The organism is Streptomyces sp. NPDC005302 (assembly GCF_040607345.1).
Taxonomy (GTDB): domain Bacteria; phylum Actinomycetota; class Actinomycetes; order Streptomycetales; family Streptomycetaceae; genus Streptomyces.
Map to the genome: position 1 here is coordinate 155,878 of NZ_JBEXGN010000010.1, position 23,662 is coordinate 179,539.

24 protein-coding genes are annotated in these 23,662 nt (G+C 71.2%); 13 read left to right on the forward strand and 11 right to left on the reverse strand.

The window, feature by feature from the left end:
- Window positions 1–55: 55 nt before the first annotated feature.
- The 5 genes from ABZT74_RS17475 to ABZT74_RS17495 all read right to left on the reverse strand — a co-directional run bounded on the left by ABZT74_RS17475 (window position 56) and on the right by ABZT74_RS17495 (window position 3,617).
- A complete protein-coding gene (locus ABZT74_RS17475) occupies window positions 56–1,312 on the reverse strand; it encodes a PP2C family protein-serine/threonine phosphatase (protein WP_356435862.1) in 1,257 nt (418 codons plus the stop codon).
- Window positions 1,313–1,402: 90 nt separating this feature from the next.
- Entirely contained in the window at window positions 1,403–2,161 is a 759-nt protein-coding gene (locus ABZT74_RS17480) for an IclR family transcriptional regulator (protein ID WP_355879577.1), read from the reverse strand.
- Window positions 2,162–2,237: 76 nt separating this feature from the next.
- Window positions 2,238–2,696, reverse strand: coding sequence for a MarR family transcriptional regulator (locus tag ABZT74_RS17485; RefSeq protein WP_356435866.1), 459 nt, complete (start codon window positions 2,694–2,696; stop codon window positions 2,238–2,240).
- 61 nt (window positions 2,697–2,757) lie between these two features.
- Window positions 2,758–3,120, reverse strand: a complete 363-nt coding sequence (locus ABZT74_RS17490) for a DUF6204 family protein (RefSeq protein WP_356435869.1) — start codon at window positions 3,118–3,120, stop codon at window positions 2,758–2,760.
- A 113-nt stretch (window positions 3,121–3,233) separates the two neighbouring features.
- A complete protein-coding gene (locus ABZT74_RS17495) occupies window positions 3,234–3,617 on the reverse strand; it encodes a hypothetical protein (protein WP_356435872.1) in 384 nt (127 codons plus the stop codon).
- 369 nt (window positions 3,618–3,986) lie between these two features.
- Between ABZT74_RS17495 and sigK the strand changes: the two genes are divergently transcribed.
- From sigK to ABZT74_RS17535, 8 genes are all read left to right on the forward strand, one after another.
- The gene (sigK, locus tag ABZT74_RS17500) at window positions 3,987–4,583 is read left to right on the forward strand and encodes an ECF RNA polymerase sigma factor SigK (protein WP_356171501.1); all 597 of its coding nucleotides are present in this window, start codon (window positions 3,987–3,989) and stop codon (window positions 4,581–4,583) included.
- Window positions 4,580–5,317 (forward strand): anti-sigma factor, encoded by a 738-nt coding sequence (locus ABZT74_RS17505; protein WP_356435875.1) that lies wholly within the window; start codon window positions 4,580–4,582, stop codon window positions 5,315–5,317. Before sigK ends, ABZT74_RS17505 begins: the two co-directional genes overlap by 4 nt.
- Before the next feature lie 204 nt (window positions 5,318–5,521).
- Complete coding sequence (locus ABZT74_RS17510; protein WP_081222549.1) at window positions 5,522–6,376, forward strand: MIP/aquaporin family protein; 855 nt, start codon at window positions 5,522–5,524, stop codon at window positions 6,374–6,376.
- Window positions 6,377–6,400: 24 nt separating this feature from the next.
- Entirely contained in the window at window positions 6,401–7,918 is a 1,518-nt protein-coding gene (gene glpK, locus ABZT74_RS17515; RefSeq protein ID WP_164370102.1) for a glycerol kinase GlpK, read from the forward strand.
- 252 nt (window positions 7,919–8,170) lie between these two features.
- Window positions 8,171–8,662 (forward strand): peptidylprolyl isomerase, encoded by a 492-nt coding sequence (locus ABZT74_RS17520; RefSeq protein WP_355879555.1) that lies wholly within the window; start codon window positions 8,171–8,173, stop codon window positions 8,660–8,662.
- A 419-nt stretch (window positions 8,663–9,081) separates the two neighbouring features.
- On the forward strand, window positions 9,082–9,651 hold the full coding sequence (locus ABZT74_RS17525; RefSeq protein WP_356436108.1) for a hypothetical protein: 570 nt from the start codon (window positions 9,082–9,084) through the stop codon (window positions 9,649–9,651).
- 288 nt (window positions 9,652–9,939) lie between these two features.
- The gene (locus ABZT74_RS17530; RefSeq protein ID WP_355879552.1) at window positions 9,940–10,386 is read left to right on the forward strand and encodes a DUF485 domain-containing protein; all 447 of its coding nucleotides are present in this window, start codon (window positions 9,940–9,942) and stop codon (window positions 10,384–10,386) included.
- Window positions 10,383–12,014, forward strand: a complete 1,632-nt coding sequence (locus ABZT74_RS17535) for a cation acetate symporter (RefSeq protein WP_356435878.1) — start codon at window positions 10,383–10,385, stop codon at window positions 12,012–12,014. The genes ABZT74_RS17530 and ABZT74_RS17535 overlap by 4 nt, the downstream gene beginning before the upstream one ends.
- Before the next feature lie 28 nt (window positions 12,015–12,042).
- Here ABZT74_RS17535 and ABZT74_RS17540 read toward each other — a convergent pair whose 3' ends face one another.
- Both ABZT74_RS17540 and ABZT74_RS17545 read right to left on the reverse strand, forming a co-directional pair.
- Window positions 12,043–13,695: a helix-turn-helix transcriptional regulator gene (locus ABZT74_RS17540; RefSeq protein WP_356435881.1), complete on the reverse strand. Its 1,653-nt coding sequence runs from the start codon at window positions 13,693–13,695 to the stop codon at window positions 12,043–12,045.
- A complete protein-coding gene (locus ABZT74_RS17545; RefSeq protein WP_355879544.1) occupies window positions 13,692–14,003 on the reverse strand; it encodes a helix-turn-helix transcriptional regulator in 312 nt (103 codons plus the stop codon). Before ABZT74_RS17545 ends, ABZT74_RS17540 begins: the two co-directional genes overlap by 4 nt.
- A gap of 298 nt (window positions 14,004–14,301) precedes the next feature.
- On the opposite strand from ABZT74_RS17545, the gene ABZT74_RS17550 reads away from it, so the two are divergent.
- Together ABZT74_RS17550 and ABZT74_RS17555 are read left to right on the forward strand one after the other, a co-directional pair.
- The gene (locus ABZT74_RS17550) at window positions 14,302–14,676 is read left to right on the forward strand and encodes a hypothetical protein (RefSeq protein ID WP_355879542.1); all 375 of its coding nucleotides are present in this window, start codon (window positions 14,302–14,304) and stop codon (window positions 14,674–14,676) included.
- Window positions 14,677–14,876: 200 nt separating this feature from the next.
- Window positions 14,877–15,299, forward strand: a complete 423-nt coding sequence (locus tag ABZT74_RS17555; RefSeq protein ID WP_355879539.1) for a metalloregulator ArsR/SmtB family transcription factor — start codon at window positions 14,877–14,879, stop codon at window positions 15,297–15,299.
- Window positions 15,300–15,344: 45 nt separating this feature from the next.
- Here the strand turns inward: ABZT74_RS17555 and ABZT74_RS17560 are convergent, their stop codons facing one another.
- Together ABZT74_RS17560 and ABZT74_RS17565 are read right to left on the reverse strand one after the other, a co-directional pair.
- Complete coding sequence (locus ABZT74_RS17560) at window positions 15,345–15,722, reverse strand: toxin Doc (RefSeq protein ID WP_164370109.1); 378 nt, start codon at window positions 15,720–15,722, stop codon at window positions 15,345–15,347.
- Entirely contained in the window at window positions 15,722–15,958 is a 237-nt protein-coding gene (locus ABZT74_RS17565) for a hypothetical protein (protein ID WP_355879535.1), read from the reverse strand. Before ABZT74_RS17565 ends, ABZT74_RS17560 begins: the two co-directional genes overlap by 1 nt.
- Before the next feature lie 147 nt (window positions 15,959–16,105).
- On the opposite strand from ABZT74_RS17565, the gene ligA reads away from it, so the two are divergent.
- Window positions 16,106–18,199, forward strand: coding sequence for an NAD-dependent DNA ligase LigA (ligA, locus tag ABZT74_RS17570; RefSeq protein ID WP_356435885.1), 2,094 nt, complete (start codon window positions 16,106–16,108; stop codon window positions 18,197–18,199).
- 75 nt (window positions 18,200–18,274) lie between these two features.
- Here ligA and ABZT74_RS17575 read toward each other — a convergent pair whose 3' ends face one another.
- Both ABZT74_RS17575 and ABZT74_RS17580 read right to left on the reverse strand, forming a co-directional pair.
- The gene (locus ABZT74_RS17575; protein ID WP_356435887.1) at window positions 18,275–18,808 is read right to left on the reverse strand and encodes a GNAT family N-acetyltransferase; all 534 of its coding nucleotides are present in this window, start codon (window positions 18,806–18,808) and stop codon (window positions 18,275–18,277) included.
- Between the two features lie 46 nt (window positions 18,809–18,854).
- On the reverse strand, window positions 18,855–19,265 hold the full coding sequence (locus ABZT74_RS17580; protein WP_355879526.1) for a Fur family transcriptional regulator: 411 nt from the start codon (window positions 19,263–19,265) through the stop codon (window positions 18,855–18,857).
- Window positions 19,266–19,789: 524 nt separating this feature from the next.
- Between ABZT74_RS17580 and katG the strand changes: the two genes are divergently transcribed.
- Window positions 19,790–22,012 (forward strand): catalase/peroxidase HPI, encoded by a 2,223-nt coding sequence (gene katG, locus ABZT74_RS17585; RefSeq protein ID WP_356435890.1) that lies wholly within the window; start codon window positions 19,790–19,792, stop codon window positions 22,010–22,012.
- Window positions 22,013–22,191: 179 nt separating this feature from the next.
- Window positions 22,192–23,592 carry a dihydrolipoyl dehydrogenase gene (gene lpdA, locus ABZT74_RS17590; RefSeq protein WP_355879520.1) on the forward strand — a complete coding sequence of 467 codons (1,401 nt, stop codon included), beginning with the start codon at window positions 22,192–22,194 and terminating at the stop codon, window positions 23,590–23,592.
- Window positions 23,593–23,662 lie beyond the last annotated feature (70 nt).

A 23,662-nucleotide genomic window follows, 5' to 3' on the forward strand; every position in this document is an offset into this window, starting at 1 on the left:
GCCAGGCACCCTAGAGGTCCCCGGCCGGCGCACGATGTGATCCAGCCAGGCGCGGCTACTCCGCGCCGACGCCGCAGCCCACTCCGGACCCCGCCGTCGGGCCGCTCCGGGCGACGGTCGTCAGAGAGCCCGCGCCCGTGAGGACGGCGGGCGCCTGCTCCGCCCGGCTCTGAACCGTCGGCATGCGGAGCAGCAGCAGCGCCGCGTCGTCGTGCAGCCGTCCCCCGACATGCGCCTGCAGTTCGGCGTCGAGGGCGTCGAGGGTGGCCGCCGGCTCGTCGGAGACGTGCCGGGCCAGGCCCTCGGCGAGGGGATAGAACGCCCTGCCGTGGTCACGGGCTTCGGTGACTCCGTCGGTGTAGAGGAGGAGCTGGTCGCCGTCGGCCAGCGGGAGCACCTGCAGGCTGGGCGTCTCGCCCGTCAGCCCTCGCAGTCCGAGCGGCGGTGCCGGCTGGGCGGGCTCGACCGACGAAACGTGTCCGTCGGCCCGGACGTGCAGCGGCGGCGCGTGTCCGCAGTTGACGACCTCCAGCCGGCCCGGCTCCGGGTATCCGGCGACCACGGCGGTGACGAAGTCGTCGAAGCCGAGGTTGCGTGCCAGGCTCCGCTCGATCCGGCCGACCACGGCGAGGAGGTCGGGTTCGTCGTAGGCGGCCTCGCGGAAGATGCCGAGCACGAGCGCGGCGGTGCCCACGGCGGGAAGTCCCTTGCCCCGGACGTCGCCGATGATCATCCGGACACCGTAGGGCGTGGGTACGAGCGCGTACAGGTCTCCGCCGATACGGGCCTCGGCCGCGGCGGCGCTGTAGCGGACCGCCACCTGGAAGGGTCCGACGCTCGACGGGATGGGTGCGAGGACCGCGTGCTGCGCGGCTTCGGCGACCGATCGGACCGCCGCGAGCACCCGCTCACGGCGCCACCTGAGCGCGCTGGTCAGAGCGCTCGCGAGCGTGACGGCGGCGAGGACGGAGAGGACGGCGGCCTGCTCGGCGCCGTGGACACCGCCCTGGATGCCGAGCAGCGCGCCGAGGAGCCCGGCGAGGAGGCCGACGCAGACGACCTCGCGCGGCCGGCTCGTGGCGGCGGCCAGCGCGGGAGCCGCAGCCAGCAGCGACAGCCACACCACGGCTGTTCCGGCGGTCAGGTCCACGAGGACGACGGCGACGACGACGAGCAGGGGGAGCGCCGGGGTGCCGAGGGCGACGTGTGCGGCGGCGCGCTTACCGCCCGCCGCCGCTCCGGTACCGAGGATCCGGTTCCTGCCCGCCCGTTTCCGTCCGTGTTCGCCGACGTACTCTCGGTCCTGGCTCATATCCGGGCGCAGTCCTCACCTAGATTCTTCCTGAAATGTCCGTTTCATCTAGGAAATACGTTCGAGGTAAGGATCGCAAGGAGCGGGATTTCAGATAGTGAGCGACAGCCCCCGGGTCACTCGGTTCGCCGTCGGGACGAGCCGCGTCAGGACCTCCCGGATCCGGGGCAGCCGGTCGGCGGGCAGCGAGACACCGAGCGAGCCGAGGGTGTCCCCGCTGTACACGGGCACGGCGACGCAGACGGTACCGAGGGCGTACTCCTCCAGATCCGTGACCGCAGGCGCCACGGGCGACGAGGCGAGCCGGCGCAGCAGCTCCGGCCGGCTGGTGATGGTCCGGGGCGTGAGGTCGGCGAGGGCATGCCGTGCGAGGTAGTCGTTGCGGGACTCCTCGTCCATCTCGCGCAGGACGCACTTGCCGAGCGCGGTGGCGTGCCCCGCGTCCTCGAAGCCGACCCAGAGGTCGACCCGGGGCGCCCGGGGACCGTCGACGATCTCCGCGACCCGGATCTCGCCCTCCTCGTAGAAGGTGAGGTAGGCGGCTCCCGCGAGTTCGTCGCGCAGCGCGGCGAGCGTGGGCCGGACCCGGCCGAGCAGCTCCTGCCCGCGGCCCCGGGTGTGCAGCGTGCGCACCTTGTCGCCGAGGATGAAGCCGCCGTCGTCGAGCTTGCGGACGTATCCGTCGTGGACCAGTGTCCGCAGCAGGTGATAGGCGGTGGCCAGCGGCAGGTCGGTCTCGCGCGCCAGCTGCTTCGCGGGCGCGCCGTTCTCGTGCGCACTCACCGCCTCCATCAGGCGGAATGCCCGCTGTACGGAGGTGATGAGCGTCGGCCCGTCGCGAGCTCCCATATGACCAGGGTGCGCCGAGGTCACGGGACCGGCAACGCGCACGGGACGCAGGGCCGTCCCGGCGTGCCCCGCAGGCTCAGAGGCGGGACGCCCCTCCGGGCGTCAGGCCGGTGCCGCCGAGCCGGGTGAGCAGGTCGGCGAGCCGCCCCGTCTCGTCCTCGGTCCAGGCCGGCTCGGCGAACACCTCGCGGGCCACGTGATCGGCGGTGACGCGCATCTCCGCCAGCCGTTCCCGGCCGGTCCCGGTCAGCGCCGCGTAGGCGACCCGGGCGTCCCGTGCGTCGGTGTCGCGCCGTACGAGCCCGATGCGCTCCAGGGGCACCAGCCCCCGGGTGACACCGGAGGCGGTCAGCCCCAGCGACTCGGCCAGATCCACCCGGCGCATCCGGTCGCCCGGCGCCTGGGACAGTCGCAGCAGGAGCGTGAAATCGGCCAGGCTCACCCCGTGCAGCCCACCCAGACTCGCGTCGAACCGCTTCACCAGGGCGGCCTGCGCCCGCATCAGGCGCAGGACCGCGTCCAGTCCGGAACTCATTGACACCTCCTTGACTGCTCAAGCATAGCCGCAGACGAGAGCGCCCAGAAGGTGTACGGGATCAGGGGGTCGTGTTCTGGGCGATCGCCCGCCGTTGCCGCTTGCCCAGGGGAGCCTGCGAGAGGTCCTCGCCCTGGGCCCTGAGGCGCTTGAAGCCGTAGCCGCGGACGGAGAGCCAGGCCGTCGCGGCGGCCTCGGCCCGTTCGATCGCCTCCAGGATGTCCTCCTCGGCCTCCCCCTCGTCCAGGAAGCGGAAGGTGAAGGCCGGGCGGGCGGCCAAGTCGTAGCTGAGGTGCCCCTCGGCCGTGAAGGCCGCTTGCAGGACGTCGTGCTCCGCCGCCCCGGCGAGGAGTTCGGAGCGTTGCTCGGTGCTGAGTCCGTCGAAGACTCCGCGGACGGTGATCCGGAAGGTGCGTGTGGTCATCCGCGCAGCCTAACGAGCGAGGTCCGGACCGCTCCACCGGGTTTGCGACGCGGACCGCCGCGCACAGGCGGGACCGGAGACGCCGCTCCGGTCCTGCCCGCGGTCAGGAGTGCTCAGTGCTGGCGGCAGTCCCAGTGGCCCTTGACCCACTGATGGTCCCAGTGGCCGGGGACGTAGACCCACTGGTTCTTCCAGTCGTGACTGTGATGGCCCTTGTGCCAGCTGCCATGGCTGTCACGGTAGCCCTGGTGCCAGGTGTCGTGGTTGACCCACTTCTTGACCCAGTGGCCGGGAACCCACTTCTTCTCCCAGTGGCCCTTCTTCCACTCGCAGCGGTCGTGATGGCCGTGGTGGTCAGCGGTCACCACGGAAGGCGCGGACGTCGGCGTCGGAGCTGCGGCGGCGACACCGGACATACCGAGCGCGGCACCACCGGCCAGCAGGCCTGTCGCGGCGGCACCGGCCAGCAGGCGCCGGGTACTGATGCGTGTGGTCATCGGACTCACCTCCCTAGAAAGCGTCATCGGCGTGCACAAAGAGAGCCGACGTGACGGGAGTTCGCACCCTGGGCACTGGTACGCCCCGAGGCTCACGATGTGCGGGACACAAGGTATTCGGAGCCGTAAAAGGTATGTATGAGGATAGACCCGTATGAGTTTCCGGGAGGCATCGGGGCCGCGGCCCCGGAGCGGCCGCCGGTGCCGCGCCCCCACACCGGAGGGTCCGACGGACATACGCGGAGCGGGGTGGCTACGAATACAGAGTGACGGCGAGCCCCGGCCGAAGAGCCCTCAGGCTGCGGAAACGGCCCCCGGGCAGGAGAGTCGGACGGACGGGAAGCGGGCTACGGACGGATTCTGGGAGCGATGTCCAAGAGCGGGCAGGACGGAAAGGGTTCGCCACGGCGATCCCCGTCGGAGGCATGGCTCGACTCCCGGCTCAAGCGGGCCGCGACGGGTGACCACGACGCCTTCGCGGACGTCTATGACACGCTCGCGCGCCCGGTCAAGGGCCTGATCTGCCGTGTGCTGCGGGACGAGGCACAGGCGGAGGAGGTGACACAGGACGTGATGGTGGAGATCTGGCGGACCGCGGACCGCTATCGCCCCGAACTCGGCGCCGCCCGCGCCTGGGTGCTCGCCCTGGCCCACCGGCGGGCCGTGGACCGGGTCCGGCACGCCCAGGCCAGCACGGCCCGCGAGCAGCGCAGCGCACTGCTGGCCGAGGACCGACCCTTCGACGAGGTCGCCGAGACGGTCGAGCGCCACGAGGACCGGCGGCACGTCCGGCACTGCCTGGCCGCCCTGGAACGGCACCAGCGCGTACCCCTGATGCTCGCCTACTACCAGGGCATGACCTACCTGGAGGTGGCCGCGTGTCTGGCCACTCCGGCCGGCACCGTGAAGTCCCGGATGCGTTCCGGGCTGCGGCAGCTCCGCAAGTGTCTGGAGGCCAGGTCATGAACGCCGAGGACCAGCACCAGCTCGCCGGCGCGTACGTCCTGCACGCACTGCCGCCGGCCGAGGAAGCGGCGTTCGACAACCACCTGGCCGAGTGCGCGGCCTGCCGGCAGGAAGTGGCGGAACTGTCCGCCGTCACCCTCGAACTCGCCTCCGGCCACGAGGCGGACCCGTCCCCCGGGCTGCGCGGGCGCGTTCTCGACCAGATCACCCGCACCCGGCAGGAGCACACCGCGCCCCCCGTCCCGGTCCGCCGTCGCAGCCGGGTCCTGCGGGTGGCGCTCGCCGCGTGCCTCGCCCTCGCCGCCGTGCTCGGCGGCGTCAGCGTGTGGCAGCACCAGCAGGCGGACGAGGCCCGCGCGGAGGTGTCGCGCGAGCGGACGAAGGCGGCGGCCGTCACCGACATCATCACCGCCCAGGACGCCACGATCACGACACAGAAACTGGACGACGGCGGCGACATCAGCGTGGTGGCCTCCCGGGCGCAGGGCCGCGCGGCGGTCGTCGCCGCGGATCTCCCGCACCTCGGCAAGGACAAGGTCTACGAACTCTGGTACGCGGCGAAGACCGGCGACCTGCGTCCGGCCGGCCTGCTCCCCGGTTCGGGCGGCGGCTACGCGGAGGTGCTCCGGGGCTCGCTGGAGGACGTCGCCGCCGTGGGCATCACGGCCGAGCCCGCAGGGGGGTCGGAGCAGCCGACCACCGAGCCGCTCGGCATCGTCACGGTGCCCGCCTGACCCTCCCCTTCCACCGCGCCACCGACACCGGCCCACGAGGCCGCTCGACGCCCCCACCTGGGCGCACTTCACGGATCACACGGAGCATCAGAACGCGATATTTCCCTTTTGATGCGGTTAGCTCTTGATCATCCTATGCTGATGTCAGGGAGGGCTCTGGTGGCAGTAGTCGGCCGGTCCTGAACCGGCGGGAAGCGGGCTTCCATGGCTGAGCGGTTTAAAAGGCTGGGGATAATCGGCGAGATGTCCGCCGAGTTCCTCGGCACGATGATTCTCATCCTCTTCGGGTGCGGCGTGGTGGCCCAAGTGGTCGCCGGCGGAGCACTCACCACGCCACCGGGCGGTCTGGGCGACCACGACAGCATCGCCTGGGCCTGGGGTATCGGCGTCACCATGGGTGTCTACGTCGCGGCACGCATCAGTGGCGCGCACCTCAACCCCGCGGTGACTCTCGCGCTGGCCACCTTCAAGGGGTTCCCCTGGAAGAAGGTGGCGCCCTACATGGTGGCGCAGACGATCGGCGCCTTCGTGGCGGCCCTCATCGTGCGCTGGAACTACACGGACGCGCTGGCGAAGGCGGACCCCGGACACACCATCAAGACCCAGGGCGTGTTCTCCACCCTGCCGGCCAACGGCAACCCGAACCTGCCGGTCCACGAATGGGGCGCGTTCCGTGACCAGATCATCGGCACGGCCATTCTGCTGCTGGTGATCCTGGCCATCACAGACCTGCTCAACACGCCTCCCGGGGCGAACCTGGGCCCGTTCATCACCGGTCTGCTCGTGGTGGGCATCGGTATGGCCTGGGGAACCCTCGCGGGCTACGCGATCAACCCGGCCCGTGACTTCGGCCCCCGGCTCGCGAGCTTCATCACGGGATACGGAGGAGCCTGGCGAGATCAGTACGGGAACATCTACTTCTGGGTGCCGATCATCGGCCCCCTGATCGGTGGACTGGTCGGCGCAGGCATGTACAAGCTCTTCATCGGCAGGTTCCTGCCGACGGCGGAGCCCGAGCCCGCGGGACGCATCCCGGTCTCCGAGCAGCCCAAGCCCTGACACCCACAACTGAGGCGGCACTTCATGGCTGACTTCGTGGGCGCGGTGGACCAAGGCACCACCAGCACCCGATTCATGATCTTCGACCACGCCGGCAACGAGGTGGCGAAGCATCAGCTGGAACACGCACAGATCCTCCCGCGCTCCGGCTGGGTCGAGCACGACCCGGTGGAGATCTGGGAACGCACCAACTCGGTGATCCAGAACGCCCTGCGCCACGGCGGCCTGTCCGCGGAGGACCTGGCGGCGATCGGCATCACCAACCAGCGCGAGACCACCGTCGTGTGGGACCCGCGCAACGGACGCCCGTACTACAACGCCATCGTCTGGCAGGACACCCGCACCGACTCCATAGCCGCCGCCCTCGACCGCTCCGGCAAGGGTGACGTCATCCGGCGCAAGGCGGGCCTGCCACCGGCGACGTACTTCTCCGGGGGCAAGATCCAGTGGATCCTGGAGAACGTCGACGGCGTCCGCGAGGCGGCGGAGCAGGGCAATGCCATCTTCGGCAACACCGACGCCTGGGTCCTGTGGAACCTGACGGGCGGTCCCGACGGCGGCATCCACGCCACCGACGTGACCAACGCCAGCCGCACCATGCTGATGGACCTGGAAACGCTCGACTGGGACGACGAGTTGCTGGGCTTCTTCGGGATCCCGCGGGCCATGCTGCCCAGCATCAACCCGTCCTCCTCCGCCGAGGCGTACGGCACGACGCGGACCTCCCGTCCGCTGCGGGCCTCCATCCCCATCGCCGGAGTGCTCGGTGACCAGCAGGCGGCCACCGTCGGACAGGTCTGCTACGCCCCCGGCGAGGCCAAGAACACCTACGGCACGGGCAACTTCCTGGTCCTCAACACCGGTACGGAACTGGTCCGTTCGGAACACGGTCTGCTGACCACCGTGGCGTACCAGTTCGGCGACAGTCCCGCGGTCTACGCCCTGGAGGGGTCGATCGCCGTCACCGGCTCGGCGGTCCAGTGGCTGCGCGACCAGATGAAGATCATCAGCGACGCGGCCGAGAGCGAGACGCTGGCCCGCACCGTCGAGGACAACGGCGGGATGTACTTCGTCCCGGCGTTCTCGGGCCTGTTCGCCCCCTACTGGCGCTCCGACGCCCGGGGAGCGATCGTGGGGCTCGCCCGCTACAACGACAGCGGGCACCTGGCCCGGGCGACCCTGGAGGCCATCTGCTACCAGAGCCGCGACGTGGTCGAGGCCATGGAGCAGGACTCCGGAGTCCACCTCGACGTGCTGAAGGTCGACGGCGGCGTGACAGCCAACGACCTGTGCATGCAGATCCAGGCCGACGTCCTCGGCGTACCGGTCAGCCGGCCCGTGGTCGCCGAGACCACCGCGCTCGGCGCCGCCTACGCGGCGGGCCTGGCCACCGGGTTCTGGTCCGACACGGACGAACTGCGCACCCACTGGCAGGAGTCCAAGCGCTGGGAGCCCCAGTGGTCGGAGGACCAGCGGCAGGAGGGCTACGCGGGCTGGAAGAAGGCGGTGGAACGCACACTCGACTGGGCCAAGGTCGAATAGACCGGCCGGTCGTTCCCGCACCTGATGCAGGGTCGCGAGGTTCAGCCCCTGACGCGTTTCACGTCAGGGGCTGAACGCTGCACCGGGCCTCCCGCAGTAAGAATTCTTGGTGCCTTCCGGAGCCCGGCCTGCCCGCGGCGGGGTACTCGGCGGGGACGGGCCACGTACCGAATGATCACCCCCGGTCACGCCCCCACCGCCCTGGGCTCTCTATGCTCGGGGACGACCATTTGAATTCAGAGGAGCAGAGCAATGAGCGAGAACGTCTTTTTCGAGGTCACGGCCGACGGCGAGCCGATGGGCCGCATCGAGTTCAAACTCTTCGACGACGTCGTCCCGAAGACGGCCCAGAACTTCCGTGAGCTGGCCACCGGCGTGCACGGCTACGGCTACAAGGGCTCGCCGTTCCACCGGGTCATCCCGGACTTCATGCTCCAGGGCGGCGACTTCACCCGGCAGAACGGCACGGGCGGCAAGAGCATCTACGGTGAGAAGTTCGCCGACGAGAACTTCACGCTGAAGCACACCCGGCCGGGTCAGCTCTCGATGGCCAACGCGGGTCCGAACACCAACGGCTCGCAGTTCTTCATCACCACGATCGTCACCGACTGGCTGGACAACAAGCACGTCGTCTTCGGCGAGGTCGTCGAGGGCATGGACGTCGTGAAGGCGATCGAGGCGCTCGGCAGCCGTTCCGGAGACACGAAGAAGAAGATCGTCATCTCCGACTCCGGCACCGTCTGAGCGGTCCGGCGACCTGGGGTCACCCACGGACGAGTGCCGACGGGGGCGGCGGTGCGACCGCCGCCCCCGTCGGGCGTCCTCGTCCGGCGACCTCGGCGGCCGACGGCGTCACTCCCCCCGTCCGCCGCCCCACACCTCACCTTCCACCGCGTGCCTCAGGTGACGGGCCCTGCCCCCTGAGCGCCCCGACAGGAAAGAGTTCGGCCTGATTGGTGGCCGGATCTCGCCCTCCGCACGGTCGGACCCTCTCCGATGGGTAGCCCTAGCCAGACGCCGAGGCGCGCGAGGGTTGGGGGGAGCTGGCCCGAGTGACATCGAGGGGGAGAACACCCGGGAAGAGCCTGTCGGGACGGGCCCTGCGACGCTCGACGGTCCGACGGCTGCGCGCGCAGGGGCGGTACGGTCCCGGGTTGCGCGAGGTGCTGCCCGCGCTCGCCGGGGTCGTCGTCGTCCTCTGCGCGCTCGTGGCCGGACTGGCCGTGGGATACCGCGTGGCCGGCCTCGCCGTGCCTCTCGGCGCGTTGGTCCTCCTCGTCGTTCTCGGCCCGGCCCTGGTCCGCCGGCACCGGCCGCTGGCCCGGCGCAGGCTCGGTTTCTACACCGCCGGGGAACTCGCGGAGCTCGACGCCCAGGGACTGGCCCTGGCCGTGTCGCGGATGCTGCGGCGCGACGGCTGGCGGGTGCTCCCCGCACCGCGGGTCCAGGACCGTCCCCGTGTCCGCGCGCGGGACGGCCTCGGGCAGCGTCTGGAGGTGGCGTTCCGGCCCGTGGCAGAGCCGCTGCCGGACGAGGACCCGCCCGCGCCCACACGTCCCGGCCGCGCGGACTCCGCGGGCGCCCCTGTCCGTCTCGTGGTGCACCGGGGTGCCTTCAGCCGCCGCGACGTCCAGTGGGCGCACCGGCAGGGCGGTGTCCGCCTCATCGACGGTTCCTGTCTGGCGCGGTGGGCGCACGGCACACCGCTGCACGAACTGAACGAGTTCCCGTGAGCGCGCGCCTCCGTCACCACGGGCGCCCGCGCGGCCCTCCCCCGGCGCACTCCCCGCCGCCGCGGAAGGCATCCGCCGGGACGCCACAACGCTCACTCACAGCCCTCGGACAACAGCGGTTTCATCGACGACATCCGAGGTCAGCGGCATGGACGCCGTCCGACCAGGTACTTGAAGGAAAGCCCTTCGCACCGGCCGACGGGCCGAATAGCGTGCGAGGACCCGAGCCGCGCCCCACCCGTCCCGCGGTCCATGTACGCCGGGCCCGCACCCCACGAGGAGACCGGCATGTCGTACGACAGTTCCGCCGCCCGTTCCGCGCGACAGCTCCACGGACAGCACGACGACGACGCCACCCTCCCCGTCCGCCTCGTCCCGGACACCGGCGAACAGCCCCTGCGCGACGCCGCGTTACCGCGCGCCTGGACGGGACACCATCGCGATCTGCGCATCCTGCGGCGCGCCTACCGCCGACAGCGGCGGGTGACCACCTTCGCGGTGCTCGGCTACTTCACCCTCTTCCTCGGACTCTCCGCGGGCGCCCCCGACCTCATGGACCGGCCCGCCGTCGGCGGCCTCTCCGTGGGACTGCTCCTCGCCCTCTCCCAGATACCCGCCACCTGGCTCGCCGTACTGCTCTACGAGGGCACCGCGCGCCGCTACGTCGATCCGCTCGCACGCCGGGTGAACCGCAGCGTCCCCTGGGCCGGCGGCGAGCAGGGGCGGGAGCGGTGAGTCCCTTCACGGGCGCCACCCAGTCCTGGTCCCTCGTCGCCTTCAGCATCGCCGTCACGGTGACCCTGCTGCTGTGCGTGCTCACCGGCCCCGACAGCGACGACCTCGCCGAGTTCTACACCGGGTACCGCTCGCTGTCCCCGTTGCGCAACGGGCTCGCCATCGCCGGCGACTACATCTCGGCGGCGACCGTGCTGACGGTCGGCGGCGTGATCGCCCTGTGCGGGTACGACGGCGTGGTCCTCGCCCTGAGCACGCTGCTGTCCCTGCTGGTGCTGATGTTCCTGCTCGCCGAACCCCTGCGGAACACGGGCAAGTTCACGATGGGTGACGTCCTCGCGCGACGCATGCCCGGGCGGGCCGTGCGCATCACGGCGTGCGGTGTCACGATCGCCGCTCTCGTCCCGATGATGCTCGTCCAGCTCGCCAGCACGGGACAGTTGCTCGCCTTCATCCTCGGCTTCTCCGACAGCTCCATGAAGACCGGCTGCATCGTGGGCGTCGGCACCCTGATGATCACCTACGCCGCGATCGGCGGGATGCGCGGCACGGCGCTGATACAGCTCCTGAAGATGGTGGTGCTCCTCGGTTCCGGGATCGTCGTCGCCGTCCTGATGCTCGGTCAGTTCCATTGGAATCCCGCCGCGTTGTTCGACGCGGCGGCGAAGCGCAGCGGTGCGCCGCACCAGTTCCTGCACGGCGGGCTCCAGTTCGCCGGTGGCCCCCATCCCCGGCTCGACATGGTCAGCACCCAGTTCGCGATCGTGATGGGCGGGGCCTGTCTGCCGCATGTGACCATGCGGATGTTCACCGCGAACAGCGCCCGGCAGGTGCGGCGTTCGATGTCCTGGGCGGTGTCGTCGGTCGCCCTTTTCGTCATGGTCGCCAGTGTCATCGGCATCGGGGCGACGGCTCTGATCGGCCGGTCCCACATCGCCGCCGCCGATCCGCGGGGGCACACGGCGTATCTGCTCGGCTCCCGCGCCGCGTTCGGTCCGGTGGTCTCCCGTGCCGAGACCCTGGTGTTCACGACGGTCACGACGGCGATCTTCCTCACCCTGCTCGCGTCGGTCGCCGGGATGACACTCGCCTGCGCCAACTCGCTGGCCCACGACGTCTTCGCGGGCCGGAAGGCCCCGCTGTCCCCGCAGCGCGAGACGGCGTTCGCCCGCGGCTCCGCTCTGGTCGTCGGCGCCCCGGTGATCGCCCTCGCGGTCCTCGTGCAGCACCGGAGTCTGCAGCCGCTCGCCACCATGTCGTTCTGCGTGGGCGCCTCGGCCATCGCCCCCGCCCTCGTCTACAGCCTCTTCTGGCGCCGCTTCACCCGCGCCGGCCTGCTGAGCACGCTCATCGGCGGCACGCTCGCCGTCCTGGTCCTGATGCCGGGCACGAGCCTGGTGTCGGGCTCCCCCACATCGGCCTTTCCCACGGCCGACTTCAACTGGTTCCCGTTCACCACGACCGGCCTGGTCTCGATCCCGCTGGGCTTCGCCTTCGGCTGGCTGGGCAGCATGCTCTCCGGCCGCCGCGCAGCCGACCGGGAACGCCAGGTGTACGAGGGGGTCGAGAGTCTGATCCTCGCGGGCCCGCGGCGGAAGGCGGCGCCCACGAGGGCGGACCGGGGGTGACCGGGACGGCCGGCGCGGACCGGGGGCCTCAGACCTCCTGGTCCGGCGGCCCGGGCAGGTTCGCGCCGATCGCGTAGGTGTCCTTGACCTTCACCTCCGCGACGCCGCGGCCCTCGGGGAACACCGCGCGCCAGTCGCCGATCACGTGCAGTTCGTCGGTGCCCATCGCGCGGACCACCATGAGGCCCTGGTCGTAGGCCCGATACGCCTTCATCCAGAGGTTCGCGAAGGCCTGCGAGCGGATGAGGTGCATCCAGTCGGGCCGGTAGAGCTCTCGGTTGTAGTTCGACTCCCCCATCGTGGAGACGAACTTGGAGTACATCGCCTTCACGTACTCCAGTGTCACCTCGTCGTCCTCGGCGATCGCCCGGTCCCGGGCGTCCTTGAGCGCGACGCGGAACTTCTCCAGCAGGCCCTCGGTCGCGCCGGAGGTGAACGACTCGTGGATCCGGGGAGGGTCGCACAGGCCGTACGTCGGTCCCGAAAGGCGCAGCAGCAGCCGCAGCGTGGGTTCGGTGACCCACAGCGGGCCCGGCTCGTCGCGGTCGCCCAGGGGGTTGGGCAGCACCGCGTCGTGGTCCCACGCGGAAGGCGTCACGAGGTGCACGCCGGAACGGCGACGGTCGTGCTCAGGTGACGTCGAGTGCTCCAACTGCCCGATCGGGAGATGGGTCTTGAGAGCCGACAGATAGGCGCCGTTGACGTCGAGCGCGGTGACCTCGTGCGCCCCGGGCGGCAGTTCGCCCCGGGTCCACTTGGGCCGGGCCTCCCAGATCCGGTCCGCGCCGCGAGCGCTCTGCTTGCGCAGGACGTCGGGGATCCAGGGGTGCGCCACCACGTCGTAGCGGCCGCCCCGGCGCGTCTCGTCGAGCAGCACCATCGCGTCCGGGATGGCCCGCTTCACCAACGCGGCCGTGGCTGCCTCCACATCGCCCGTCGCGGCGGCGAGTTCGGCCGCCACGGCCCGGCCGATCAGGTCGGGGGTATCGGCGGCCTGCGCACGTCGGCCGACGGGCACCACCTTGGTCGGCTGCGCCGGACGCCCGGGAACACTCCGGCCGGCCGGCTCCTCGCGCGTCGGCGCGGCCGACTGCTCCGCGGTGGCGGGACTCGGCTGCGGCGATGGTCCGGGCGCCCCGCACTCGTCGGGGTCGAGGTGCTGGGGGAATCCGGCGACCTGGTGCCGGGCCGGCTGCCCGCAGAGCACGCAGGGCCGGGGCCGCGCGAGGGCCTCGACGTCGTCGGCGGACTCGTCGCCGGCCCCCGCCGCTGTGTCCGTGCCCCCGTCGTCTCCGCCGCCACCGCCGTCACGGTCGAGCACCGGGTCACCGGGGCCGGTCCCGGTGGCGGTGTCGGTCCCGGTCCCGGTCCCGGTGCCGGTGCCGGTGTCGGTGTCCTCGGCCGCCGCGTTGCCGGCTTCCTCGGTCCGCACCGCCCGGTCCCGCAGTTTGGTGCGCGCGCCGTCGAGGAAGTACGCGTACTTCTCGCGGATCTCGCCGCTCGGATCCCGTCCGGACTCCCAGCCGCCGACGGTGGACGGGCCGACCCCGAGTGCCCTGGCCACCTGGGCACGCGAGAGGTTCACGCCCTCGCGTAGGGCCCTGCGCTCCTCGGCGGGGGGCAGCGGAACCTCCTGCCGGGCCGCGGCGAGCAGGGCGTCGATCGTCTCGAAATCCGTCATCGCGCCGATTCCTCCCGCGCCAGGGGGCGGACCACGGTGGGACGCCGGCCCGGGGACCGGCGTCGGCCCTCGGGCAGCGACTCGGAGGCCCGCGTCGGTCCGGACAGCAGGTCCAGCACGTCGATTCCGAAGTGAGCGGCCACGGCGTCGCAGTCGTCCAGGCTCCACGCGGCCGCGCCGGACTGACGGCGGCTCACCTGGGCCTGGCTCACGCCCAGGGCCGTGGCGAGGTCGGTCTGCGACTCACCGGTCGCGTGCAGGAGCGAGGCCACCGCCGACCGGACCCGCTCCGCCGAGGTCATCCGCATACCGTGGAATCTAACACTCACATCCCATGCTCTATACGTATGGAGCATGCCTGGGCCAAGGGAGCGGGAGGACTCCTGCCGGCTCCTCGGCCACTCACAGGCCACCCCTCCATCCGGCCATCAGCGCTCAACAGTCGGACAACAACGATCAACGAAGAGGGTGCGGAAGGTCGTTTCAGTACTCCTTCCGCCAGTCCCGAAAGAACTCGGCTGGCCGCCGGGGACGGTCCGTAGGGTCCGGAACATCGACGGGGCCGGAAATCCCCCGGCCGCGCGGTGACCAGGAGGGGACATCGGGATGGCGAATGTGGAGGTCTCCCTCAAGGAGACGATGACGTCGATCGACGGCGCGCTGGGCGCGGCTCTCGTCGATTACACGAGCGGCATGGCGCTGGGCACGCTGGGGGGCGGCGGCGACCTCGACCTGAACATCGCGGCGGCGGGCAACACCGACGTCATCCGGGCGAAGATGCGGACGATGGAGCACCTCGGGCTCAAGAGCGAGATCGAGGACGTGCTGATCACCCTGGAGAGTCAGTACCACGTGATCCGGCCGGTCAAGGGCCGTGAGGGTAACGGCCTGTTCCTGTACCTGGTGCTCAACAAGGCGACGTCCAACCTGGCCATGGCCCGCCACAAGCTCGCGCGCATCGAGGCGGATCTGGAGGTCTAGACGGCGGACCTCTCCGCGCCTCCGCACGCCCACGACTTGAAGACTTCTTCAATTGGGTACATCCAGATCGGGTCAATCCCCTGGGTGTGCGGAGGCGGAGCCGCGAGGATCGGTCCGTACGTCACCGTGCGTGGCGGCGTCTGAACAGCCGCCGCGCCGGCGGGAGAAGCAACCCGTCCCAGGCGGCAGGGAGCGAGCGATTGACCAGACAGGTTCCCCTCTACCAGGCCAAGGCCGAGTTCTTCCGCATGCTCGGACACCCCGTGCGCATCCGGGTCCTGGAACTGCTGCAGAGTGGTCCCGTCTCGGTGCGCGACCTGCTGAGCGAGATAGAGATCGAACCGTCCAACCTCTCCCAGCAGTTGGCCGTGCTGCGCCGCTCGGGGATCGTGGTGTCCATCCGTGAGGGGTCGACCGTCAGTTACGCGCTGGCCGGCGGAGATGTCGCCGAGCTGCTCCGCGCCGCCCGTCGCATCCTCACCGAACTGCTCTCCGGGCAGACCGAGTTGCTGGCCGAGCTGCGTCAGGCCGACCGCGACCCCGGACTGTCGGCCGGGCCGCACCCGGCGGCGCTGGTCACCACGTCGTCGCCCCGGCCCGCTCCCGCGGTCGGGGGACACTGACGGGGACCCGTCCGATCCGCGGGCCGACAGCGCCCGGTGCGGACCTCAGACCTTCCAGGACCGCAGCTGGTCGGCGACCGTGCCGATGGACAGGCGCGTGTCGCGGATCTTGCGCACGAGGTCGGACAGCGCGCCGTACGGCGGGTCGATGCCCTCCCCCGACTGGTCCATGTACTGGGCGGCGACGAACGCCGCGAACAGGCTGTTGCGGTGCGGCAGCGGCTCCAGCCGGACGACGGTGTGCATCAGCGCGGCCGCGCGCCACGCGGCGTCGGGGTCGGCCGAGGCGAGGGTCGGCAGCTTGGTCCGGTGACGGGCCACGGCCGCGACGAGCGCCGAGTAGTCCGAGACGGACATGTCCTCGTCGTCGAGGGCGGCCTCCTGGACGTCGAGCAGCCACGCGACGTCGACGTAGAGATGCATCAGGCGGCCGCGGCCCCGTCGCGCTCGGACGGTGGCACCTCGTCGGGGAACGCCTCGTCGAACTCCTCGCGCAGCCGGTCGGCCCATGCGGCGGCACCGGAGACGAACTGGCGGCGCTGCATCTCGCGCACCCCGAGGTCGTGCAGGTACTGCTTGAGGCTCTTGCCCTCGGCCGCGGCGGCCGCCCGCACGCCTTCGAGCTCGGCCTCGGTGAAGGACACATTCAGTGACGGCATGACCCGATGGTACCTAGTAGGTGCCTGGAGGGCGAGGGCCGGTACCTCGGGGAGGCCGGACAGGCACGCGGGGCGTGGCGCGGACGAAGGGACGCGAGCCGGGGACGGGGGTTCGACGAGGGGGCGTTGTCAGTGGCGGCAGGCAGGATGACCTGCATGACAACTCCTGTTGCAGTGATCGTGGACGCCGTCGCCTACGCGCAGGCGGTCGAGGACGCGACCAAGGCCTCGACCGCCTACTACGAGGGCGGCACGTCGGTGCTGGACGACGACGCCTACGACCGGCTGGTGCGGGGGATCGCCGCATGGGAGGCGGAGCATCCCGACGAGGTGCTCCCGGACTCGCCGACCGGAAAGGTGGCGGGCGGGGCCGTCGAGGGGGACGTCCCGCACACCGTCGCGATGCTGAGCCTGGACAACGTGTTCTCACCGGAGGAGTTCACCGCCTGGACCGCGTCGCTGACCCGACGGACCGGTCACGAGGTGGAGGCGTTCAGCGTCGAGCCCAAGCTGGACGGTCTGGCGATCGCCGCGCGCTACGAGCAGGGCCGGCTCACACGGTTGATCACCCGCGGGGACGGGACGGCCGGGGAGGACGTCTCGCACGCGATCGGCACCGTCGAGGGCCTGCCGGACGAACTCTCCGAACCGGTCACGGTGGAGGTGCGGGGCGAAGTCCTCATGACCACGGCCCAGTTCGAGCACGCCAACGAGGTGCGCACCGCACACGGCGGCCAGCCGTTCGCGAACCCGCGCAACGCCGCGGCGGGCACCCTGCGCGCCAAGGACCGCGCCTACACCGTCCCGATGACGTTCTTCGGGTACGGCCTGCTCCCGACGGCGGCGACGCGGGCCGCGGTGGCCGCAGAGCTGGAGGAACTCGCGCACAGCGACCTGATGCGGCGGGCCGCCGGGCTCGGCGTCAACACCACGGCGGGCACGGCCGTTCCGGGCATCACCGCCTCGACGGCCGAGGAGGTTCTGGCCCGCGTCCAGGAGATCGCGGCGCTGCGCCCGGAGCTGCCGTTCGGGATCGACGGGATCGTCATCAAGGCGGACCTGGCCGCGGACCAGCGGGCCGCCGGATCGGGCTCCCGCGCACCGCGCTGGGCGATCGCCTACAAACTGCCGGCCGTCGAGAAGATCACCCGCCTGCTGGAGGTGGAGTGGAACGTGGGCCGGACCGGCATCATCGCCCCTCGTGCCGTCCTGGAGCCGGTCGAGATCGACGGCTCGACCATCACCTACGCCACGCTGCACAACCCGGCGGACATCACCCGCCGCGACCTGCGGCTGGGTGACCACGTGATGGTGCACCGCGCGGGCGACGTCATCCCGCGCATCGAGGCGCCCGTCGCCCACCTGCGCACCGGCGAGGAGCAGCCCATCGTCTTCCCCGAGGCCTGCCCGCGCTGCGGCTCCGCCATCGACACCAGTGAGCAGCGCTGGCGTTGCGAGCAGGGCCGCATGTGCCATCTGGTCGCCGCGCTCTCGTACGCCGCGGGACGCGACCAGCTCGACATCGAGGGCCTCGGCCACACCCGGGTCGTCCAACTCGTCGACGCGGGTCTGGTCGCCGATCTGGCGGACCTGTTCACGCTGACCCGCGAGCAGCTCCTCGGCCTGGAGCGCATGGGCGAGACCAGCACGGACAACCTCCTCGCGGCGATCGGGACGGCCAAGGGCAGGCCCTTGTCGCGGGTGCTGTGCGCGCTCGGGGTCCGCGGTACGGGCCGGTCCATGTCCCGCCGGATCGCCCGGTACTTCGCCACCATGGACCACGTCCGCGCCGCGGACGCGGAGGCGATGCAGCGGGTCGACGGCATCGGCACGGAGAAGGCGCCGTCCATCGTCGCCGAACTCGCCGAGCTGGCGCCGCTCATCGACAAGCTCGCCGCCGCCGGGGTCAACATGATCGAGCCCGGCGCCACCCCGCCCGTCGCGGCGGACGCCTCGGAACCGGGCGTGGAGGGCGACGAGACGGCCGGAGGACCGCTGGCGGGGATGACGGTGGTGGTCACGGGTGCGATGACCGGGGCGCTGGAGAAGCTCAGCCGCAACCAGATGAACGAACTCGTCGAGCGCGCGGGCGGGCGTTCCTCCTCCAGCGTCTCGAAGAAGACGAGTCTGGTGGTCGCCGGGGAGGGCGCCGGCTCCAAGCGCGCCAAGGCCGAGACGCTCGGGATCAGACTCGCGGCGCCTGAGGAGTTCGCGACGCTGGTCGCCGACTACCTGGTCTGACGCGACGGGTGTCCGCTCCGAGGCGGTGGGCGGGGCGCGGCCGAATGGCTCCGGAAGTCGGCCTCGCCCCGCCCGTCAGCCGATCCGTCGCTCCAGCACCTGTCCCGGCCAGGCCCCGGCGAGGAAGCTGTCGGTGGGGGTGAACCCGTTGCGCTCGTAGTAGGCGACCAGGTCACCGCCGCCGCCCGCCCAGCAGTCGACCCGGAGCAGGGAGACGCCTGCCCGCCGGGTCTCGTCGGCGGCATGGGCCAGCAGCGCCGCCCCGATGCCCCGGCCCGCGTACCGGCGGTCGGAGACCAGCAGGCGCACATACCGCTCGGGTTGCTCAGCCGGCTTGATCATCGGCATCTGCGGGCTGGGCCCGGAGTCCAGCACCAGGGTTCCGACCGGGGTGCCGTCCAGCTCCGCGATGTAGGGGGCGTACTCGGTGGTGTACCGCCGCACCCTCTCCACCCCGCCCGACGTGCGCGAGTACGGGACGGTGCCCCACTGCTCGGTGTTGCCGCGGCTGTTCATCCAGGCGACCGCCGCGTCGAGCATGTCCAGGACGGCCGGCGCGTCGGCCGGGCCGCCCGGCCGGATCCGGAGGTCGTGCGTGCTGTCGTTCACGGGCGGAAGCCTAGGCACCAGCGGGCTCGGGCACGAGGGGCTGCCCTCAGGCGCACGAAGGGCACAGCCCCCGGTAGGTGACCTCGACGGCGGCCACCGTGAAGCCGAAGCGTTCCGCCGCCGGAAGGTCGGACAGCGGGTTCCCGGTCGGGTGGACGTCACGGACCGTGCCGCAGCCGGAGCACACCAGGTGGTGGTGCGGGTGGTGCGCGTTCGGGTCGTAGCGCTTGGCGCGGCCGTCCGTGGCGACCTCGATGACCTCGCCCAGGGAGACCAGCTCCCCCAGGGCGTTGTAGACGGTCGCGCGGGAGATCTCGGGCAGGCGCTCCGCCGCGCGGGCGTGCACCTCGTCGGCCGTGAGATGCACATGATCGCCGTCGAGGACCTCGGCAACGACACGCCGCTGCGAGGTCATCCGCCAGCCACGCCCGCGCAGTCGCTCCAGCAGGTCACTCATGTTCGTTCACCTTTTCGGGTTCGGTGGGATGCCCGCAGTTTATCGGTGCAGATCCGGGATCCGATCGGATATGGGATTGGCGTCCTTCTTGACTTGGACTCTGTCCATCGTAGGATCGGTTTCGGCGCTAGCCAAGGGACAGGATGACTTCAGTACGGGCAGGAGAGACAGACATGTCGGGACCACCGTCGCGGGACTGCGCGGCGCCGGTCTGCACGTGACGACCTCCCAGGGCGCGAAACCGCGTTCCGACTCACGTCGCACACGGCCCTCCGTCCGCCCGCCGTGGCAGGACGCGTACCCCGCGCCGGACCGGGTCCACCGGACCGCCGCGCGGGGCGTGCCGCGTCCTGACCGCCGCCTGTGCGGGCGGCGAGGCCCCCTGCCCGTGTCTCTCCCGGCATCGCGGCCCAGCCGTCGGCCCCATCGACGGTTCCGAGGCCGCCTCCCCTGGCCACCGCCCCCGAAGCTTCACCCCCCTCAGTTCCTGAGTACCGAGATCCGCCCCGTCCGGAAGGATTCCCATGTCTGAGAACCACGATGCGATCGTCACAGACCCGAAATCGGAAGAGGCCGGAGGTGGCTGCCCCGTCGCGCACGGCCGCGCCGCGCACCCGACCCAGGGCGGCGGCAACCGTCAGTGGTGGCCGGAGCGCCTCAACCTGAAGATCCTGGCGAAGAACCCGGCCGTGGCCAACCCGCTCGGTGAGCAGTTCGACTACGCCGCCGCGTTCCAGGGTCTCGACCTCGCTGCCGTGAAGCAGGACATCGCGGAGGTGCTCACCACCTCCCAGGACTGGTGGCCCGCGGACTTCGGCCACTACGGCCCCTTCATGATCCGTATGGCGTGGCACAGCGCGGGCACCTACCGCATCAGCGACGGCCGTGGCGGCGCGGGTGCCGGCCAGCAGCGCTTCGCCCCGCTCAACAGCTGGCCGGACAACGGCAACCTCGACAAGGCCCGCCGTCTGCTGTGGCCCGTGAAGAAGAAGTACGGCCAGAGCCTCTCCTGGGCCGACCTCATGATCCTCACCGGCAACGTCGCCCTGGAGCAGATGGGCTTCGACACCTTCGGCTTCGCCGGCGGCCGCGCGGACGTGTGGGAGTCCGAGGAGGACGTGTACTGGGGCCCGGAGACCACCTGGCTGGGCGACGAGCGCTACACGGGCGACCGCGAGCTGGAGAGCCCGCTCGGTGCCGTCCAGATGGGCCTCATCTACGTCAACCCCGAGGGCCCCAACGGCAACCCGGACCCGCTGGCCGCGGCCCGCGACATCCGTGAGACGTTCCGCCGTATGGCGATGAACGACGAGGAGACGGTCGCCCTGATCGCGGGCGGTCACACCTTCGGCAAGACCCACGGCGCGGGCCCGGCGGACAACGTCGGCGACGACCCCGAGGCCGCCCCGATCGAGGCGCAGGGCCTCGGCTGGAAGAGCACGTACCGCACCGGTAAGGGCGCGGACGCGATCACCTCCGGCCTGGAGGTCACCTGGACCACCACGCCCACGCAGTGGAGCAACGGCTTCTTCGACAACCTCTTCGGCTACGAGTGGGAGCTGACCCAGAGCCCCGCCGGCGCCAACCAGTGGAAGCCGAAGGACGGCGCGGGCGAGGGCACCGTCCCGGACGCCCACGACGCGTCGAAGAAGATCGCCCCGTCGATGCTCACGACGGACCTGTCGCTGCGCTTCGACCCGATCTACGAGCCGATCTCACGCCGCTTCCACGAGAACCCCGCGGAGTTCGCGGACGCCTTCGCCCGCGCCTGGTACAAGCTGACCCACCGCGACATGGGCCCGAAGTCCCTCTACCTCGGCGCCGAGGTGCCGCAGGAGACGCTGGTGTGGCAGGACCCGCTGCCCGAGGCCGAGGGCCCGGCCATCGGCGCCGAGGACGTCACCGCCCTCAAGGCGAAGCTCCTCGACTCCGGCCTGTCCGTGTCGGAGCTGGTCTCCACCGCGTGGGCGTCGGCCTCGACGTTCCGCGGCAGCGACAAGCGCGGCGGCGCCAACGGTGCCCGTATCCGTCTGGAGCCGCAGCGCGGCTGGGCGGCCAACGACCCCGACCGGCTGGCCTCGGTGCTGCGCACGCTGGAGAGCGTCCAGCGTGAGTTCAACGCCGGCGGCAAGCACGTCTCGCTCGCCGACCTGATCGTCCTCGGCGGCGTCGCGGCCGTCGAGAAGGCCGCCAAGGACGCCGGTCACGACGTCCAGGTGCCCTTCACCCCGGGCCGGGTCGACGCGACGGACGAGCACACCGACGCGGAGTCGTTCGCCGCGCTGGAGCCGGCCGCCGACGGTTTCCGCAACTACCTCGGCAAGGGCAACCGCCTGCCGGCGGAGTACCTGCTGCTCGACCGCGCGAACCTGCTGACGCTGAGCGCCCCGGAGCTGACGGTGCTCGTCGGCGGCCTGCGCGCGCTGGGTGCCACCCAGGGACAGTCGGCGCACGGCGTCCTCACCGAGACTCCGGGCAGGCTGACGAACGACTTCTTCGTCAACCTGCTCGACCTGGGCACGACGTGGACGGCGACGTCCGAGGACGCGACCACCTTCGAGGCCCGCGACTCCTCGGGCAAGGTCCGGTGGACCGGAACGCGGGCCGACCTGGTCTTCGGCTCGAACTCGGAGCTGCGCGCGATCGCCGAGGTCTACGCGAGCGACGACGCGAAGGCGAAGTTCGTGAAGGACTTCGTCTCCGCGTGGGACAAGGTCATGAACCTCGACCGGTTCGACCTGGTCTGACAGCCGCCGTGGAACGTCTTCCGTCCGCTGTCTGACGACTGAGGACCGACGACCGCCGTCAGGGCCGGCCTCCTTCGGGGGCCGGCCCTGACGCGTGTCCGGCGCCGGACCCGGGAGCCGCCGGGTCGGGGAGCCGCCGCTCAGGCGTGAGCCGCGGGACACCCCATAGGCTGGCAGTCATGAGCGCACACTTTGACGTGGTGGTCCTGGGCGCCGGCCCGGGTGGTTATGTCGCGGCGATCCGGGCGTCCCAGCTCGGACTCCGTACGGCGGTCGTCGAGGAGAAGTACTGGGGCGGTGTGTGCCTGAACGTGGGGTGCATCCCGTCGAAGGCGCTGCTGCGCAACGCGGAGCTGGCCCACATCTTCACCCAGGAGGCCAAGACGTTCGGCATCCGCGTGGACGGTGAGGTGACCTTCGACTACGGCCCGGCCTTCACCCGGAGCCGCAAGGTGGCGGACGGCCGCGTCAAGGGCGTCCACTACCTGATGAAGAAGAACAAGATCACCCAGTTCGACGGGCGCGGCACCTTCTCGGACGACCACACCCTCCAGGTCGCCCTCACCGACGGCGGCACGGAGACGGTCACGTTCGACCACTGCGTGATCGCGGCGGGCGCCACCACCCGGCTGCTCCCGGGAACGTCACTGAGCGAGCGCGTGGTGACGTACGAGGAGCAGATCCTGTCGGACACGCTCCCGGAGAGCATCATCATCGCCGGGGCGGGCGCCATCGGCGTCGAGTTCGCGTACGTGCTCCACAACTACGGTGTCGAGGTCACCCTCGTCGAGTTCCTCGACCGGATCGTCCCGCTGGAGGACGAGGAGGTGTCCGCCGAGCTGGCCCGTCGCTACAAGCGGCTCGGGATCAACGTGCTGACGTCCACCCGGGTCGAGGCGATCGACGACTCCGGTGACGCGGTCAAGGTCATGGTGACCACGGGCGGCCAGCGGCAGACGCTGGAGGCGGGCAAGGTGCTCCAGGCGATCGGGTTCCAGCCGCGGGTGGAGGGCTACGGCCTGGAGAACACCGGGGTGAAGCTCACCGAGCGCGGCGCGATCGACATCGACGGCCGGGGCCGTACGAACGTGCCGCACATCTTCGCCATCGGGGACGTGACGGCGAAGCTGATGCTCGCGCACGCGGCCGAGTCGATGGGCATCGTGGCGGCGGAGACGATCGCCGACGCCGAGACGATGGAACTCGACTACGTGATGATCCCGCGGGCGACCTACTGCCAGCCGCAGATCGCCAGCTTCGGCTGGACCGAGGCGCAGGCCCGTGAGCAGGGTTTCGACGTCCAGGTGGCGAAGTTCCCGTTCACGGCGAACGGCAAGGCGCACGGCCTCGGCGAGACCGCGGGCTTCGTCAAGATCCTCTCCGACGCGCGGCACGGGGAACTCCTCGGCGCCCATCTGATCGGGCCCGAAGTCACCGAGCTGCTGCCGGAGTTGACGCTCGCCCAGCAGTGGGACCTCACGGTCCACGAGGTGGCCCGCAACGTGCACGGGCATCCGACGCTCGGCGAGGCGGTCAAGGAGGCCGTGCACGGGCTCGCCGGACACATGATCAACATGTGAGTGCGGCCGACTCTCCCCCGGCCCGTCCTCTCCGCCCCGGTCCCTCGCTCGTCCGCCCCGCCGCTGTCCA